Source organism: Aeromonas sp. SCS5 (assembly GCF_001887375.1).
Classification (GTDB): Bacteria; Pseudomonadota; Gammaproteobacteria; order Enterobacterales; family Aeromonadaceae; genus Aeromonas; species Aeromonas jandaei.
The window spans coordinates 148,111-164,930 of sequence record NZ_LFCS01000005.1 but is presented as its reverse complement, the minus strand read 5'-3'; the positions used below and the strand labels follow the sequence as shown (position 1 = coordinate 164,930).

At 60.4% G+C, this 16,820-nt stretch carries 9 protein-coding genes and 4 tRNA genes; 6 read left to right on the top strand and 7 right to left on the bottom strand.

The window, feature by feature from the left end:
* Window positions 1–266: 266 nt before the first annotated feature.
* Together BS300_RS06990 and BS300_RS06985 are read left to right on the top strand one after the other, a co-directional pair.
* Window positions 267–2,042, top strand: a complete 1,776-nt coding sequence (locus BS300_RS06990) for an autotransporter assembly complex family protein (RefSeq protein WP_071911735.1) — start codon at window positions 267–269, stop codon at window positions 2,040–2,042.
* Window positions 2,039–5,848: a translocation/assembly module TamB domain-containing protein gene (locus tag BS300_RS06985; RefSeq protein ID WP_071911733.1), complete on the top strand. Its 3,810-nt coding sequence runs from the start codon at window positions 2,039–2,041 to the stop codon at window positions 5,846–5,848. The genes BS300_RS06990 and BS300_RS06985 overlap by 4 nt, the downstream gene beginning before the upstream one ends.
* A gap of 158 nt (window positions 5,849–6,006) precedes the next feature.
* Here BS300_RS06985 and BS300_RS06980 read toward each other — a convergent pair.
* The 4 genes from BS300_RS06980 to BS300_RS06965 form a co-directional block, all read right to left on the bottom strand.
* Window positions 6,007–6,091: transfer RNA gene (locus tag BS300_RS06980), tRNA-Tyr, on the bottom strand.
* A 33-nt stretch (window positions 6,092–6,124) separates the two neighbouring features.
* Window positions 6,125–6,209: transfer RNA gene (locus BS300_RS06975), tRNA-Tyr, on the bottom strand.
* Window positions 6,210–6,242: 33 nt separating this feature from the next.
* Window positions 6,243–6,327, bottom strand: a tRNA-Tyr gene (locus BS300_RS06970).
* Between the two features lie 33 nt (window positions 6,328–6,360).
* Window positions 6,361–6,445 (bottom strand) — tRNA-Tyr (locus BS300_RS06965).
* A gap of 124 nt (window positions 6,446–6,569) precedes the next feature.
* Between BS300_RS06965 and BS300_RS06960 the strand changes: the two genes are divergently transcribed.
* Window positions 6,570–7,079 (top strand): VC2046/SO_2500 family protein, encoded by a 510-nt coding sequence (locus tag BS300_RS06960; protein ID WP_071911961.1) that lies wholly within the window; start codon window positions 6,570–6,572, stop codon window positions 7,077–7,079.
* Between the two features lie 89 nt (window positions 7,080–7,168).
* Here BS300_RS06960 and raiA read toward each other — a convergent pair whose 3' ends face one another.
* Entirely contained in the window at window positions 7,169–7,507 is a 339-nt protein-coding gene (gene raiA, locus BS300_RS06955) for a ribosome-associated translation inhibitor RaiA (protein ID WP_033113440.1), read from the bottom strand.
* Window positions 7,508–7,877: 370 nt separating this feature from the next.
* Between raiA and BS300_RS06950 the strand changes: the two genes are divergently transcribed.
* The 3 genes from BS300_RS06950 to BS300_RS06940 all read left to right on the top strand — a co-directional run bounded on the left by BS300_RS06950 (window position 7,878) and on the right by BS300_RS06940 (window position 13,545).
* The gene (locus BS300_RS06950) at window positions 7,878–10,367 is read left to right on the top strand and encodes a GGDEF and EAL domain-containing protein (protein WP_071911730.1); all 2,490 of its coding nucleotides are present in this window, start codon (window positions 7,878–7,880) and stop codon (window positions 10,365–10,367) included.
* A gap of 101 nt (window positions 10,368–10,468) precedes the next feature.
* Window positions 10,469–12,370 (top strand): transglycosylase SLT domain-containing protein, encoded by a 1,902-nt coding sequence (locus BS300_RS06945; RefSeq protein ID WP_071911728.1) that lies wholly within the window; start codon window positions 10,469–10,471, stop codon window positions 12,368–12,370.
* A gap of 176 nt (window positions 12,371–12,546) precedes the next feature.
* The gene (locus tag BS300_RS06940) at window positions 12,547–13,545 is read left to right on the top strand and encodes a LacI family DNA-binding transcriptional regulator (RefSeq protein ID WP_042033294.1); all 999 of its coding nucleotides are present in this window, start codon (window positions 12,547–12,549) and stop codon (window positions 13,543–13,545) included.
* Window positions 13,546–13,617: 72 nt separating this feature from the next.
* Here the strand turns inward: BS300_RS06940 and BS300_RS06935 are convergent, their stop codons facing one another.
* Together BS300_RS06935 and BS300_RS06930 are read right to left on the bottom strand one after the other, a co-directional pair.
* Window positions 13,618–14,682 carry a 3-deoxy-7-phosphoheptulonate synthase gene (locus tag BS300_RS06935; RefSeq protein ID WP_071911726.1) on the bottom strand — a complete coding sequence of 355 codons (1,065 nt, stop codon included), beginning with the start codon at window positions 14,680–14,682 and terminating at the stop codon, window positions 13,618–13,620.
* Window positions 14,683–14,800: 118 nt separating this feature from the next.
* A complete protein-coding gene (locus BS300_RS06930; RefSeq protein WP_071911724.1) occupies window positions 14,801–16,753 on the bottom strand; it encodes a TonB-dependent receptor in 1,953 nt (650 codons plus the stop codon).
* Window positions 16,754–16,820 lie beyond the last annotated feature (67 nt).

Genomic DNA, 16,820 nt, shown 5'->3' with positions numbered 1-16,820 from the left:
GCGGGTATGTGGAACTGGTAAGCGCGGCATTGGGGTGAGATGAAGGCTGGGGTCGGCGTTTTTTAACCCGGCGATGTGTGCCAGAGCGGATGATTTGTAGCCAACACCTTCAAAGATATGGTGAATTTGCCACGGATGCCGCACTGTTGCCAGCCGGTGCCTATGTTAGGATAGGGCTCGCAATTTGCTGGGGTGCTCCGTTTCTCTGCTTCCGATGTGCCGTGAGCCGCTCCGCCATCTTAACCAATTTTCAGGAATATTGACCTTTGACAGGATGCAATCCGTCCCTGCTGACAGGGAGTTCGCTCTTTGGCTCAGCCCTTCGACGTAGCCTCCTGGTGCTCGGGCTGGGCCTTATGTTGTCGCTGATGGCCACCCCCGCACTGGCTGCCAAGCTCACCTATCAGGTCAAGGGGTTGAAAGGGGAGAACAAGGATAACGTTGAAGCCTACCTCAACGCCTTGCCCGTCTATCAGGAGCGACAATACCGCCCGGCTCGCGCCAAAATCACCGAGAGCGTGCAAAAGGCGCTGCAGGTGTATGGCTACTACCAGCCCAAGATTACCCTGAGTCGCGACAAGAAGACCCCTTCCAAAGTCCTGATCGAGGTGGACAAGGGGGAGCCGGTCATCGTCTCGCGCCTCGATATTCTGCTGGAGGGTGATGCCGGCAGCGACGAGGTCTACAGCGCCCTGCTCGATCAGTTGCCGCTCAAAGAGGGGGATCCCCTCAATCACGCCAAATATGAGTCGATCAAGGCGGATCTGGGCAGCCTCGGGCTGGCCCGCGGTTACTTCGATGCCAAGCTGGGCAAGAGTCAGGTCAAGGTATTCCCGGACAAGGGGACGGCGGAGATCTACATCCTCTTCCAGTCGGGCCACCGCTACCACTTTGGCGAGATCCGCTACGACGCCACCCCCGAGGCGCTCCACCTTATTCGGCCGCTTATCAACATCAAGAGCGGTGACCCCTATCTCGCCATCCGTCTTGCCGAGATGTCGCAGGATGTCTCCTCCACCAAGCTGTTCCGTCAGGTCGATATCAAGCCGGTGCTGAGTGAGGCGAGCAACTACCGGGTGCCCATCTCGGTGACGCTGGACAACCGGGTCGATCACGAGATTGAGACCGGTATCGGCTACGCCACCGACGTAGGGCCGCGGATGAGCGCCACCTGGGAGAAGCCCTGGGTCAACCGCTATGGCCACCGCCTCTTCGCTACCGCCAAGGTCTCCCAGCCGGAGGCCGAGCTCAGCTTCGACTACCAGATCCCGGTGGGCAACCCGCTGCGGGACTACTACTCGATCCAGACTGGTTACCAGTACAAGGACAACAACGATACCCGCTCCGACCTGACGACCGTCGGTGTGCACCGCTGGACGCGGCGGCCGGAGAGCTGGGACCGGGACGTCTTTATCCGGCTGGAGAACGAAATCTATACCCAGGGCGCCGACGAGGGGAACAGCTTGCTGCTGATCCCCGGTGTCTCCTGGTCGCGGCTGCGGGTGCGCGGTGGTCTGGTGCCCGACTGGGGGGATCGCCAGCAGCTGACGCTGGAGTTCTCCGACCCCACCTGGGGCTCCGACATCAGTTTTATGCGGGTGTGGGGGCGCAGCAAGTGGCTGCGTACCTTGGGGGATAACCACAGATTCCTGATGCGTGCCGAGCAGGGGGCCATCATAGGCGACAGCTTCTCGCTGGTGCCGCCATCGTTGCGTTTCTTTACCGGTGGTGATCAGACGGTCCGCGGCTTTGGCTATGAGACCATCTCGCCGACCGGCTCGGACGGCAAGCTGACCGGTGGCCGCTACACCAGCGTCGCCAGCATGGAGTACAACTACCGCTTCAGCGACAAGTGGCTGGGAGCCCTGTTTGTGGATGGCGGTACCGCCACCAACGACTACAGCGAGCCGTGGAAGATTGGTACCGGTGTCGGTGTGCGCTGGGTGACCCCCATCGGTCAGGTCAGGCTGGATCTGGCGGTCGGGGTATCGGAAGAGGACAAGCCCTTGCGGCTGCATTTCGCATTGGGGCCTGAATTATGATCTGGGTAAAACGCATCTTTCTCTGGCTGATGGGGCTGATTTTCCTGCTGCTCATCGGCGTCAGCCTGCTGGGATTCACCCATCAGGGCAACAAGTGGTTGTGGCAACAGGCCAGGGCGGCGCTGCCCTCCCTCAAAGGGGAGCTGGTGGCGGGTCAGCTTGGCTATGGCTGGACTCTGGAAGGGGCGGGTTGGCAGGATGAGCTGGTGGATGTCACGGTCGATCGCGCCGTGCTCGACTGGGATCTTGGCAAACTGCTGCAGGGCAAACTCTGGATCAAATCGCTTGAAGTGACCCATCCGGTGGTGAAGGTGGCTGACTCGGAGCCTGCCCCGGAAGAGCCGTCGGAGCCTTTTGTCTGGCATCCGCTTCCCCTCAAAATTCAGGTCGACAGCCTCAAGGTGGCTGACCTCGATCTGGCGGTACCCGGTGTTGCCGTGACGCTGGGATCACTCGATATCGGCGCCACCCTCAATCGCAAGGGGTTGATCGTGCGCGGGCCGGTGCTCGACAAGCTGAGCGTGACCATTGCTGATGCCCCTGCCAGCACCTCAGCCAGCACCTCAGCCAGGGCGTCGGCTCAGGCCAGCGGCGAGGCCGCAAGTTCCCCGGTGGCCAAGAGCGCAGCCAAGGGTGACAGCGATAAGGCGCCCAAGACAGCGAAAGCTAGCAGCGACAAGGCTACGAAGGCAGAACCCATAGTGCTGCCCGCCATCCATCTGCCATTCCCCATTCAGCTTGAAGGGGTGAATGTGACCCGGGTGAAATACCAGCAGGGTGATCTGGTCGAGGGGATCGACAAGTTGCAGCTCTCTGCCAGTGCCGTCGGCGATCGTATCGAGGTACGCGAGCTGTCGCTGCGCCACGCCATGGCGGATCTGGCGCTCAAGGGCAATATCCGGCTGGGGGATGACTATCCGCTGGCGGTGACGCTGGATGCCAAGGCTCGCAAGGGGTTGCTCGATGGTGAGCTGCAAGGGGAGCAGGCGACCCTGACTCTGGGTGGGTCGGTTGGCAAACTGGCACTGACGCTGGCGGCCAAGGGGCCGGTTGCTGCCAACCTCAAGGGATCTCTGGCCGCGCTCGACCCGGATCTGCCCTTCGATCTGGCTCTCGACTGGAAGAGCCTCGGCTGGCCGTTGCACAAGCCCGCCAAAGATGAGCCGAACTATCGGCTGGATAAAGGGAGCCTGACCGCCAAGGGCAAGCTTTCCGGCTATCAATTTGCTCTTAATACCGCCGGCAAGGGTACCGACGTGCCTCCTTTCAAGGTTGTGCTGGAAGGGAAGGGGGATCTGGATCGGCTCAGCAAGATCGCCTTGCAGCTCAACGCCCTCAAAGGGGAGCTCAAACTCGATGGCAAGCTCGCCTGGAACAAGGGGATCGAGTGGCAGGGGACGACCCTGTTCAAGGGGATCAATCCGGCCGAATTGTTGCCCGAGCTCAAGGGGACTCTGGCGGGAGAGCTGGAGAGCCGGTTTGCGATGAGCGAGGCGGGTCACTGGGAGCTCAACCTGCCCAAGCTCAAGATCGATGGCAAGCTCAACCAGTATCCGCTGGCCCTCAAAGGGGAGCTCAGCGGCAACGACAAGATGGAGTGGCAGATCCCGACGCTCTCGCTGCAAAGCGGCCCCAACCAGCTGCAGGCCAAGGGGAGCATAGCCCCCGCTCGCTGGCAGCTGGATGCTGCACTCGATGCGCCCCAGCTCGGCGGCATCTATCCCGGTCTGAAGGGGGATATCAAAGGGCAGGTTAAGGTAAGCGGTAACCAGCAGACCCCCAGAGTGGCAGCCGACTTGACCGCCGGCCGTCTCTACTACGCGGGAACCAATCTCGGCGGCATTACCCTCAAGGGCAACGGCGCGCTGGGGGCCAAGCCCGCTGGCGAGCTGACACTCTCGGTTGCCGAGTTGACCCAGGGTGCCACCAAGCTGAGCCAGCTGCTGCTCAATCTGAACGGTGATTTCAACCAGCATCAGCTGACCCTGACCATGAAGGGTGACCCTGTTGCGGCCAACCTCAAACTGGCCGGCGGCATGCGCGGGGAGCACTGGCGTGGCGCTCTCTCCGAACTCAAGCTCAAAACCCCGCTGCGCCGCTGGGATCTCACCTCGCCATGGGATCTGGATGTGGATCTGCCGCGCCAGCGCGTGGCGATGGGGGATCTCTGCCTCGGTTCGCAAGGGGCCAGCCTCTGCGTGAAACGAAGCCAGGTGTCGGCAGCACAAGGCTCGCTGGAGTTTGCACTGGCCGGGTTTGACCTCAAGCGGTTGCGTCCCTGGTTGCCGGACAACTTTAGCTGGCAGGCGGTGCTCTCTGCCGATGGCCGGGCCAGCTGGCGCGGCAACCAGCCGACCCTCCATGCGGTGGTGCGTACCACGCCGGGCACCTTTGTCACCGATGATCTCAAGACCGACTACCAGCAACTGGCGCTGGGCCTTGATTTCGAGCGGCAGCAGGCGGCCATTCGTCTCGACTTTGCCTCCAGGCAGATCGGCAATATCGATACCGAGCTGCTGATCAGGGAGCCTGCCGGTCGCGGTCTGCTCGGCGGCCAGCTCAAGTTTGATGATCTCAAGCTCGACACCTTCGCCCCGCTCATTCCCGAAGTGCGCTCCCTGCATGGGGTTATCTCGGCCAATGCCCGTTTTGATGGCACTCTGGCGGCGCCGCTGCTGTTTGGCCAGCTCAATCTGAGCGATGGCGAGGTACAGACCCACTCCGACATGGTGACCCTGACCAAGCTGGTGACCCGCCTCAAGATTGAAGGCAACCGGGCCGAGCTGGATGGTTCCATGCTGGTTGGCAAGGGGCCGCTGGCGCTGGGGGGCTGGCTCAGCTGGGCCAAGATGCCGGTGACCGGCAGCCTCACCATTCAGGGCAAGGAGCTGGAGGCGCAGTATCCGGGGATGGGGCGGGTGAAGGTCTCCCCCGATATCGCCGTCTCACTGGGTGACGAAACCCGGGTGACCGGTCAGGTGGATATCCCCTGGGCACGCATTCTGGTCAAGAGCCTGCCTGACTCTGCGGTCGCCGTCTCTGACGATGTCACCGTGGTTTATGACGATCTGCCCCCACCACCCAAGCAGGCCAGCCTGCCGCTGGCGATGAAGGTGGCGATCCGTCTTGGCAACGATGTGAAGCTGGAGGCGATGGGGCTCAAGACCGATGTTTCGGGCGGCCTCAATATTCGTCAGGATCCGGGCAAGCCGCTGGCAGGCAATGGTCAGCTGGTGCTCACCAATGGTCGCTTCAAGGCCTATGGCCAGAACCTGATCATCAAGGAGGGGCGGATCCTCTTCTCCGGCCCGCTCGATCGCCCCTTCCTCAATATCGAGGCGTACCGTGACCCCGATACCATCGAGGGGCAAGTGACGGTCGGGGTGCGGGTGACCGGCCCGGCCAGCAAGCCGGCGATCAATGTCTACTCCGAGCCGCAGATGGCGCAGTCGGAACAGCTCTCCTACCTGCTGCGCGGTAAAGGGTTGCAAACCACCGGGGAAGATGGCGGTTTCAACGGTCTGCTGGTGGCGGGGGCGGTCAGCCAGGCCAATGGGGTGGTGTCGAGCATTGGCGAGTCGCTCGGGATGAGCGATGTTTCCCTCGATACGGCAGGCAGTGGCGACAACACCCAGGTAACCCTGTCGGCCTATCTGCTGCCGGGCCTGCAGTTCCAGTACGGGGTCGGGGTGTTCAGCCCCATCGCCGAGTTCAAGCTGCGCTACGAACTGCTGCCACGCCTCTATCTGCAGGCGATGAGCGGGGTGGCACAGGCGGTGGATATCTTCTATCGCTTCACGCTCTGATGGCGGTGAGAACTGAACAACGGGAGGCGCTGGCCTCCCGTTTTTATTGCGTACTCGCCAACAGGCAAATGGCGCTAAAGGTTGGGTGTGCAGAGGGATAACGGATTGGACGGGCCAGAAAAGCGAAAACCCGGCGCTAGGCCGGGTTTTCTGAATGATGGTGGAGGGAGAAGGATTCGAACCTTCGAAGGCAGAGCCGTCAGATTTACAGTCTGATCCCTTTGGCCGCTCGGGAACCCCTCCACGGGGTATTGCTTCATATTTTTTGCACTTGAATGGTGGAGGGAGAAGGATTCGAACCTTCGAAGGCAGAGCCGTCAGATTTACAGTCTGATCCCTTTGGCCGCTCGGGAACCCCTCCACGGGGTATTGCTTCATATTTTTTGCACTTGAATGGTGGAGGGAGAAGGATTCGAACCTTCGAAGGCAGAGCCGTCAGATTTACAGTCTGATCCCTTTGGCCGCTCGGGAACCCCTCCACGGGGTATTGCTTCATATTTTTTGCACTTGAATGGTGGAGGGAGAAGGATTCGAACCTTCGAAGGCAGAGCCGTCAGATTTACAGTCTGATCCCTTTGGCCGCTCGGGAACCCCTCCCCAAGTGCGAGGCGCATACTAACAGATCTTCCGCTTTTGTGAACCCCTGAAGCGGATTTTTCCATTAAAAGAATTGGATATGTGGCCGATAAGAGATGAAATCACCATTTCCAAGAGTTATCCCATGCTACCCAGTTCAATCCGTAATCAGCTGCTCGTCGATGAAGGCCAGTTGGGGCAACGCCTCAACCTGGATCTTCAGCATGGCGATCGGGCTGATTTCCGATTGCAGCTGGCGCTGCTGACCGATGCGGTTGAAGAGCAGCCCTGGTTCGATGCCAAGCCGGCGGCAAGCCCGGACACGCGGGACTGGCGAGCGCACTTTGAGCTGCGAGAGGCTCAGGTACTGATGGCCGAGGGGGCGGGGAGTGACTGCAGTGCCATCAATGAGCGGTTGCAGCAGGGGGGAGGCATGGTGGATGTGCGGCTCTGGCTGGCACTGCAAACGCCGCCACTGGTAGCCAGACAGCCGCTGATCGATGAGGCGGTGTTTGACAATCTGACACTGCTGGGACGCGAGAAGCTGCAACACAAGCTAGCCAGTGTGCCGCGCGAGGAGGATCCGCTGGTGCTGTTGCCGGTGCTCGACCGGTTGCAGCAGGGGGTTGATACCCGTCTTCACTGGCTCAGCTAGGGGCTGGTGCTTTTGTTCAGACTGCTGAAAATCAGGCAAACAAAAAGGCGGGATAACCCGCCTTTATGCTCTTTGTGATCCGTGATGCCTTATGCGTCAGCTTCGTCCGTTTCAACCTGCTCTTTCAACGCGGCATTGGCGCGACGGGCAATGGGTTTTTCGGTATGGCGATTGAGTTGACGCTCCAGTTTTTGTCCCAATTCGTTGATGGCGGCGTAGAGATCCTCATGCTCTGCCTGGGCAAACAGTTTGCCGTTGGGGATGCCAGCACTGGCTTCGACAATGAACATCAGACGCTCTTTGGAGACAATCACATGGGGTGTGATGAGAGGCACCTGAAGACGTTCGAGCTTTTCAAAACGGGATTCGATACGCTCGCGAATAGCCGGGGTGATGTCGATGATTTTGCTGGTAATTTCGATTTTCATATAGGCCCCCTTCGGGTCGTCTTGCTTGTGTCTTCACCTTCAGATTACTGATTGGTGGCACTTAAAGTGTGATGTAGATCACAAAATTCAGCCATCATTATTCAGCAACTTATAAATTGTGATCTTTTCCGGTTTCGTGCCAAAAATCGCTTGAGCTCCTTGAAACTGGCAGGCAGTATGACGGGAATAGGATCGTTTCTGTCCCCTCTTGGCAGCACCCTGTGTCGACCTCATATCCGGTTCCCACTGCTTGATATCGCATGTTTGCACTTTGCCCCTCCTCTCTTCGACCTCATGAGCGGATCCGGAGCGGTTGCTGCTGCCTGTTGCTGGACATCAAACGTGGTCGGTTGTTGTGTTGGAGTCATAAATGAAGCATCAAGCCACGCAGGTCATGTGGTTTTTTGATCGGCAGCATGATCAGTGGAGTCTCTCTGATCAGGGCACCTGCCAGCAGTGGCAAGGAAAGGGAGTCCATCCATGGACCGACCAGCTGCTGCCGGAAGATGAAGCGGGCTTTGCCGACTTCCTCATCCGCCTTCATGAATCACACCTGCCGGAACAGTTTATCGGCCACCTCAGAGATAAAGAGGGGGCCCTCAACCATGTGCTCTGGAGCGGCCAGTTCGTGCCCAACCAGGAGGTTTGCTGTGGCTGGCTGATCCCGCTTGCCGCAACGTCTCTCAAGCTCTCTCTGCCTTTGCTGCAGACCAGCCTGCTCACCCAGCTGGCGCAGGCACTCTCTGCCCGCACCGGGCTCGACTTCTTCAACACCCTGGTCAAACAGCTCTCCCACATTCTGCAGGTCGATGCGGTCTGGGTCGGTGAGCTGAGTTCGGCGGATCGGGTGCGGGTGCTGGCCGCCGACGGGTTGGCGCTCAAGGATTACCCGCTGGCGGGAACACCCTGCCAGCAGCTCTATCGACAGGGCGCGGTCTGCCTGGAGGTGCTCTCCGAGCAGGAAGAGTACCAGCCGTGGCTGGCCGCCGGTCAGACCTATTACGGTCAGCCGCTGTTTGATGGCCGTGGGCAACTGCTGGGCCATCTGGCGCTGCTCAGCTCGGCGCCGGCTGACATGGCGAACCTCAACTCGGTACTCAACACCTTCACAGTGCGGATGGTTGCCGAGCTGGAACGGTTGCAATCAGATGCCCAGATGCGCCTCTCTGCGGTAGCTTTCGAAACCCATGAGGGGATCATTATCACCGATCCGGGATTCAAGATCCTGCGGGTCAACAACGCCTTTAGCCAGATAACCGGATTCGACAGCCAGGCCGTGCTGGGTCTGCAGCTGGAACAGGATCTCTGGCCCAATCTGGGAGGGCTCGGTTACGAGCTCAATCCCCTGAGCCGCTGGCAGGGGGAGACCCAGCGTCTGCACGCCGATGGTCATACCTATCCCCAATGGGAAATCGTGACGCCGGTACAGGATGAGAAGGGAGGCATAAGCCACTTCGTCATCTGCTTCGAGGATATCTCCGAGCGCAAGGCCGCCGAACGGCGGATCCAGGATCTCGCCTATTACGACGAGTTGACCGGTCTGCCCAACCGCCGCCAGCTGCATGAAACTCTGGTTCAGACCTTCAACGAGGCAACCCACAGCTGCCTGATCGGCGCGCTGCTCTTTATCGATCTCGATCACTTCAAGACCATCAACGACTCCCTTGGCCACGCTACCGGCGACTGGCTCCTCAAAGAGGTCGCGACCCGGCTCAAGCGGCTGGTGCGTCAGGGCGATTGTCTGGCTCGCCTCGGCGGGGATGAGTTTGTCCTGCTGCTGCCGTCGCTGTCGGCCAGCCCGCCCCAGGCGGAGATGCAGGCCGACATCATTGCCGAGCGGCTCATCACCGAGATTGCTGCGCCCTACACCTATGCGGGGCAGGTGCTGCACATCGGTGCCAGCGTCGGCATCACCCTGTTTCCGGATCGGGAGCAGGGAGTGGATGATCTGCTCAAGCAGGCGGATACCGCCATGTATCAGGCCAAGTCGGCCGGTCGCAAGACCCGTCGCTTCTTTGACGCCTCCATGCAGCAGCAGGCGGATCGCCGCCTGCACATCCACAACGAGCTGCGCAACGCCCTCAATCAGCAGGAGCTGACGCTCTACTATCAGCCCCAGCATCTGGTGGATGGCGGCGACATCATCGGCGTCGAGGCGCTGATCCGCTGGCAGCCGGCGGGGCGCGCACTGGTTTCGCCGGCCGAGTTTATCCCCATCGCCGAGGAGAGCGATCTCATCGTCGATATCGGCAACTGGGTGCTCCACGAAGCCTGTGCCCAGTATGTGCTGTGGGAGGAAAACGGAATCCATATCCCGCAGATCTCGGTCAACGTCAGTGCCAAGCAGTTCCATGCCACCGACTTTGTCGAGCGGATCCACGATGTGCTGGCGCAAACCGGCATGGATCCGGCCTGCCTCAATCTGGAGATCACCGAATCCGTGGTGCTGGGCCACGCCGAGGACACCATCAGCAAGATGACGGATCTCAAGTCCCTTGGCATCAGCTTTGCTATCGACGATTTCGGTGCCGGCTACTCCTCCCTGAGCTATCTCAAGCGGCTGCCCGCCGACGAGCTCAAGATCGACCGCTCCTTCATTCAGGACATCCCCAAGGATGGCGACAACATGGCCATCGTCGAGGCGGTGATTGCCATGGCGCGCCACATGGGGTTCAACGTTACCGCCGAAGGGGTGGAGTCACGCCAGCAGCTGGAGTTTCTCAAGGCGCAGGGGTGCAGCTTCTATCAGGGCTACCTCGCCTCCAAGCCGTTGCCGGTGCCCTATCTGGAGAAATATGTGCAGCGCCTCGCAAGACAAGAGTACCCGCGCGAAATTCAGCTGAGTGGCGTAGAAAAATAGTCTCCTCTCCCCGCTGTCGCCTTGGCTGGCAACGGGTAGAATGGGAGGCAGTAGACCCACCGCCCGCGGGCGGTGTTCTTGCCTCGCAATGGAGATGTTCAGTGAAAGCTGTATGGGGAATTGTTTTGTCGGCGCTGTTTGCGCCGGGTCTGATGGCACAAACAGCGGAGCAGTCGCTGTACCGTCAGGCCTACGATGCGGTAAAGGCCGATGATCAGGCCCGTTTCCAGCAAATTCGAGCCCGTTTGGCTCATTATCCCCTGTTGCCCTACCTCGATTACTACCAGCTCGCCTTTCGGCCCGGGGCGGCCGATTACAACGATGTGACCCGCTTTATCCGCGAGCATGGCGACACCCCCCAGTCGAACCGGCTGGAACGCAGTTACCTCACCTATCTGGCCCAGAGCGAGCAGTGGTCGCAATTCCTGCGCTTCTATCCGGCCAAGCCGAGCTCCACCGATCTGCTCTGCATGCACTATCAGGCGCTCTACAACACCGGCAAACAGGTTGAAGCACTGCAGGGGGCTGGCAAACTCTGGATGAGCGGCCAATCCCGCCCCGATGCCTGCTCGCCGCTCTTCAAGCTGTGGCAGGCATCCGGTCAGCGTACCCAGGATAAAATCTGGCAGCGGATGACCCTCGCTTTCGAAGCGGAGAACCCCAACCTGATCCGTCATCTGGGGGCCAACCTGTCGGGTAGCCTGCAAAGCTATGGCGATCAGATGGTGACCCTGTTCGAGCAGCCAGCCAAGGCGATGAATCCCGCCTATTTCAGCAGCAATCCCTACTCAAGGAAGCTGCTCTCGCTCGGTTTGGCCCGTTATGCCAATCAGGAGCCGGAAGCGGTACTGCGTCAGCTGACGCTCTTTCGCAGCCGCTTTGGTCTGACTCAGGCCGAGGCCAAGCCGGTTGAGCGTGCCATTGCCCGTCGTCTGTTGCTGGATCGCTCACTGGCCCAGCGCAGCTGGCTCGACAATACCGTGGTGCGGTTGGCCGATCCCGATATTACCGAGCTGCGGGCCCGTCTCGCGATTTGGGAACAGGATTGGCGCGGCCTTTCCGGCTGGGTGAAAAAGATGCCGATGGCGCGTCAGAAAGAGGATCGCTGGCGCTACTGGATGGCGCGCTCCCTCGAGGTGCAGGGGCAGAAGAAACCGGCTCAGGATCTCTATCTGGAGACCGCCAACCTGCGTGGTTTCTACGGTTTTATGGCGGCCCAGCGTACCGGCGTGCCCTACCGCATGGTCAATCAGGGGGTGAAGCATGTACCGGACTGGCGCACTGCCAGCCAGCGCTGGCCCTTCCTGCTGCGGGTGCGCGAGCTGCTGTCGATGAACGAAATCACGGCGGCACGGGCCGAGTGGATCCACAACATGGATCGCAACCCGGTGGCCCAACGCATCGAGTTTGGTCATATCGCCCTCAATCAGGGGTGGCATGAACTGGCCATTCTCTCCAGCATCCGCGCCGAAGCGTGGGATGCACTGGAGCTGCGCTTCCCCAAACCCTACACCCAGACCTTCAGTCAGGTGGCGCGGGAGCGGGCGGTCAACATGAGCCTGCTCTACGCCATCTCCCGTCAGGAGAGTGCTCTTTATCCGATGGCCCAGTCACCGGTGGGGGCGCGCGGTCTGATGCAGCTGATGCCCTCGACCGCCAAAGAGACTGCCGGCAAGCTCGGTGTGCCCTATCGCAGCGAACAGCAGCTGTTTGATCCGGCGATGAACGTCCGGCTGGGGAGCGCCTACCTCAAGCGCTTGCTTGATCTCTACGATGGCAACCGGATCCTTGCGGCAGCGGCCTACAACGCCGGGCCCGGTCGGGTGAAGCGCTGGCGTGATCAGAGTGAAAACAAGCCGATGGATGTCTGGGTCGAGAGCATTCCCTACAAGGAGACGCGCAACTACGTGCAGAACGTGTTGTCGTTTGACCTCATCTATCAGCACAAGCTGCAGCAGCCGCTGCGCTTCATGTCGGACCGGGAGCTCAACCACGCCTATTGAGCACGGGGCCGCCAGTCGGCCCCGTTTTCAAATCCCGCAGGCAGCGGGTATCATCAGCAACGCTCTGTTACAAAAGGAAACATGAGTGGTGATCGGGCTCCGGGAAATGTTCCAGGGAGCGGGATATACTCGGCCGTCGGCACCAGCAGGTTCCCCTCACAATAAAGGAATGGATAGTGGCAACGATAAAAGACGTTTCTCAGCTGGCAAATGTGTCTATTTCCACCGTATCGCGCGTGATCAACAACACGGCGCAGGTCGCCCCGGAAAAGCGCGAGGCCGTATTGGCGGCCATGAAGGAACTCAATTTTCGGCCCAACAGTTTTGCCCAGGCTCTGGTCAGCAAGCGTTCCAACTGCATCGGCGTGCTGGTCGGCGACCTCTGCGGTGGCCCCTTCTTCGCCCAGATGATGCGGGGCATTGAAACCATGGTCGATCGGGCAAACAAGTTCACCATTGTGATGTCGGGCAACCATGACATTACCCGCGAGCGCCATGCCATTCAGGCCCTGCTGCAACGTCAGTGCGATGCCCTGATCCTGCACAGCAAGGCGCTGCCCGACGAGGAGCTGAGCGAGCTGGCGGCGGGCACCACTCCCATCGTCTTTATCAACCGTCAGGTGCCGGGCGCCGAAGATCGCTGCGTCTGGCTCGACAACAAGGCCGGGATCACCACGGCTTGCCAGCATCTGCTTGATGCCGGTCATCGCAAGATTGCCTTTATTACCTCCGATGACGAGGAGTTCGTCGATGGTCAGCAACGGATGGCGGGCTATACCCAGACGCTGGGGCGGGCTGGTATCGCCCTTGATCCGGCCCTGATCAGCCGCGGCTTTGCCGACGAGAACGGTGGTTATGTGGCGATGAGCGAACTGCTGGCGCGCGGTGTCGAGTTCACTGCCGTGCTCGGTTTCAACGATGGCATGGTGGCCGGAGCCATCTCCTGTCTGCTGGAGCGTGGTTACAAGATCCCGCAACAGGTGTCGGTGGTGGGGTTCGACGATATTCCCTATGCCCGCTACATCTATCCCAAGCTCACCACGGTGCGCTACCCCATCGAGGAGATGGGCAGCCGCGCCGCCGAGCTGGCGCTGCGTCTGCTCGATCACAAGCCGGTAGAGGGGTTGCCGCTCAAATTCGAAGCCCAGCTGGTGGAGCGTGAATCGGTCGCCTGATCTACGGCGAGAAGTCCTTAGCAATATGGCCCCATCGGGGCCATATCTTTATCCGCCATATGCGTTCCGGTTTTACCCCGCCAGGGCAATGCGCTGCTGGCGGCGCGCTTCCACCCCTTCGGCAAGGGTATCGAGCACTACCCGCGTCTGCTCCCAGCTGATACAGCCATCGGTGACCGACTGGCCGTAGCACAGCGGCTTGCTGGCTATATCCTGGCGTCCCTCCTTGAGAAAACTCTCCACCATGACGGCTGCGATACTGTGGCAGCCGTTGCCCAGCTGGGCAGCCAGATCCCGGGCCACGGGTAGCTGGCGGGCGTGCTGTTTCTGGCTGTTGCCGTGGCTGCAATCGACCATCAGGCGAGGGGAGAGGTGATGCTGACGCAGCAGCTCGCCAGCCTCTGCCACATGATTGCTCTGATAGTTGGGCTGACGGCCACCGCGCAGGATCAGGTGACCATCGGGGTTGCCATGACTGCGCACCAGTACCAGCCGCCCGTCACCGGAAGGCTGCGGATAGAGGTGCGCGGCCCGGCTGGCAAGGATGGCTTCGACTGCGATCCGGATGTTGCCATCGGTGCCGTTTTTAAAACCGATGGGGCAGGGGAGGGCCGAGGCCAGCTGGCGGTGGAGCTGGGATTCGGTGGTGCGGGCACCGATGGCGCCCCAGCTGATGAGATCCCCCAGATAGAGCATGCTGGTGAGATCGAGAAATTCGGTGGCACAGGCGAGCCCCTCTTGCCCGAGAACCAGCAGCAGCTCGCGCGCCTGGCGCAATCCCTCTGCCAGCCGATCGCTGCCGTCCAGACCCGGGTCGAAGACAAATCCTTTCCAGCCGAGCGTCGTGCGCGGCTTTTCGAAATAGGTGCGCATCACGACTTGTAGCTGATCCCCGTATTGGCCCTGCAGCTCGGCCAGCCGGCCACCATAGTCGCGGGCGGCGACGGGATCGTGGATGGAGCAGGGACCGATCACCAGCAGCAGGCGGTCGTCCTCTCCATGCAGAATATGGCGGGCTTGCTGGCGGCTGCGCGCTATCTGACGGGCGAGTCGGGGAGGGGCGGGGTGATCTTGCAGCAACTCATCCGGCGTGGGCAGGGTGGCAAGGGGTGATGCGTTCAGTAGTGAGGTGAACATGAGCGATCCTTATGGCAATGGAAACCTGCATGCTCATTGCTGTCCAGTGGGGATCTTCCCCTTATTGTGTCGGGCAACACAGCGCGGGCATGGGCCCGCGCTGTTGGCTTGATGAGCTTTAGAAGCGGGCCGAGCCACTGATGTAGTAGCTGCGACCCGGCTCCACGTTCTGGAAGGTGGGGTCTTTCTCCTGCAGGCGCACATCGGTCAGGTTGGTGATACCGACCCGCAGATCAAAGTTCTCGGTGACCTTGAAGCCGGTGCCGAGATCGAAAGTCTGATAGCTGGGCAGCTTGTGCAGCACCACGGCCTTGTTGACGGTCTGCTCCGCATATTGGGTGCCGGTGTAGGTGGTGCCAACGAAGGCGTTGACCCTCTCGGTGGCCTGCCAGGTCAGTTTGGCGTTGGCCTTGTGCTCCGGCCGTTCGGGCAGGGCCTGACCCTGATCGCCTTCCGCCTTGAGGTAGGTGTAGTTGGCGCCAAGGTTGATATTGTCGGTCAGATCGAGCTTGCCGGTCAGCTCCAACCCCTTGGTGGTGGCTTTCTCCAGGTTGTACCAGGTGCGGTCAGTGGAGTTCGGCAGCTGTTTGAAGGTGAGCATGTCGTCGATGTCGGAGTAGAAGAGGGTGGCGCTGGTTTCCCAGATCCCTTCTCCTGCGATGACACCCAGCTCGTAGTTGGTGCTGGTTTCCGGCTTGACCTTGTCACTGCCATAGATGCGGCAGCTGCCGCCGCAGCTCTCGATGCTGTAACCGTTGGAGTACTGGTGTGGTGCCGGTGCCTTGAAGGCCTGGCTGACACCGCCTTTCACTGTCACCACATCGTTCATCTCATAGACCAGATAGCCGCGCGGGGTGAAGTGGCTGCCGTAGATCTCGTGGTGATCGTAACGGCCGCCCAGCGTGAAGGTCAGGCTGTCGGTCAGGCCGATCTCGTCCTGAGCCAACAGTGCCTCCTGGGAGTGACTCTCCTTGCCGCCGATATCCTTGTAGCTCACCGCATCCACCAGCTCCCGATCCAGATATTCACCACCCAGGGTCAGGTAGTGGTTGGCCAGCGCCAGGTTGGTGTAGCCCTTGAGGGTGAAGGTGTTCTCCTCCAGTTCGCGCTGCTGCGGGGCCGAGTAGCTGGTATTGAAATCATCGATCTGGGAGCTTTCATAGTTGGCCATGACGGTGGTGTCACCCCAGCTCCAGTTCCCCTTGTGAGTCAGGCCAAACAGGTTGCGATCGTTCTGCTGCTGGCGGCTGTGCACCTTGTTGCCGGTCTTGCGGAAGATATCGAGGGGGCGCTCATCCTGGTTGTAGAGATAGTCAAACTCGAAGCGCTGCTGCTCATCCACCAGCCAGCTCAGGGTGGAGGCAAAGTTGCGGGTCTGTTTGGCTTCGATAAGGGGGATGCCATCGGCTGCTTCGGGCGGAGTCCAGGCCTGACGATCGTACACTTCGCCATTCATCCGGATCAGCAGGTTGTCGGTCAGCGGGCCGGTAAAGCCCAGGTTGGTTCTGTGCTGATCGCCGCCATCCTTGCCCTCGATGGCCTTGAAGTCGGCATCGGCTGCCCCTTGCCAGGTTTTGCCCGGCTGCTTGGTGATGATGTTGATGACACCGCCGATGGCATCGGAGCCGTAAAGTGCCGACATGGGGCCGCGGATCACCTCGACCCGCTCGATCATACCAAGGGGCACCGGGGTGTTGTCGAAGTTGCCACCGCGCCACAGGGCATTGGAGGAGGAGAGGCGTTTGCCATCCACCAGCACCAGGGTGTATTTGCCGGACATGCCGCGAATGCCGATATCGCTGCGGCCATTGGTGTCGGTCTCGGCCTGGATGCCCACCTCGTGGCGCAGCAGGTCGGCAAGGTCATTGACCGGTGCGGCCTTGATCTGTTCGGCACTGATAACCGAGATGGATGCGGGGGCCGAGCGGGTATTGTGCGCCGTGGTGGTGACAGTGATCACCTCATCGGCTTGAGGGGCGTTGCTGGCGGCGATTGCTTGCTGGGTCAGCAGGGTGACGATGGTGGTGGCCAGCAGGCTGGGGGCAATAAAACGGGAGGTTGAGGATTTCATTATTTACATCTTCCATATCATTCAAATGATAAGCGTTATCATTATCAAATTTATTTTGCTCCGATCG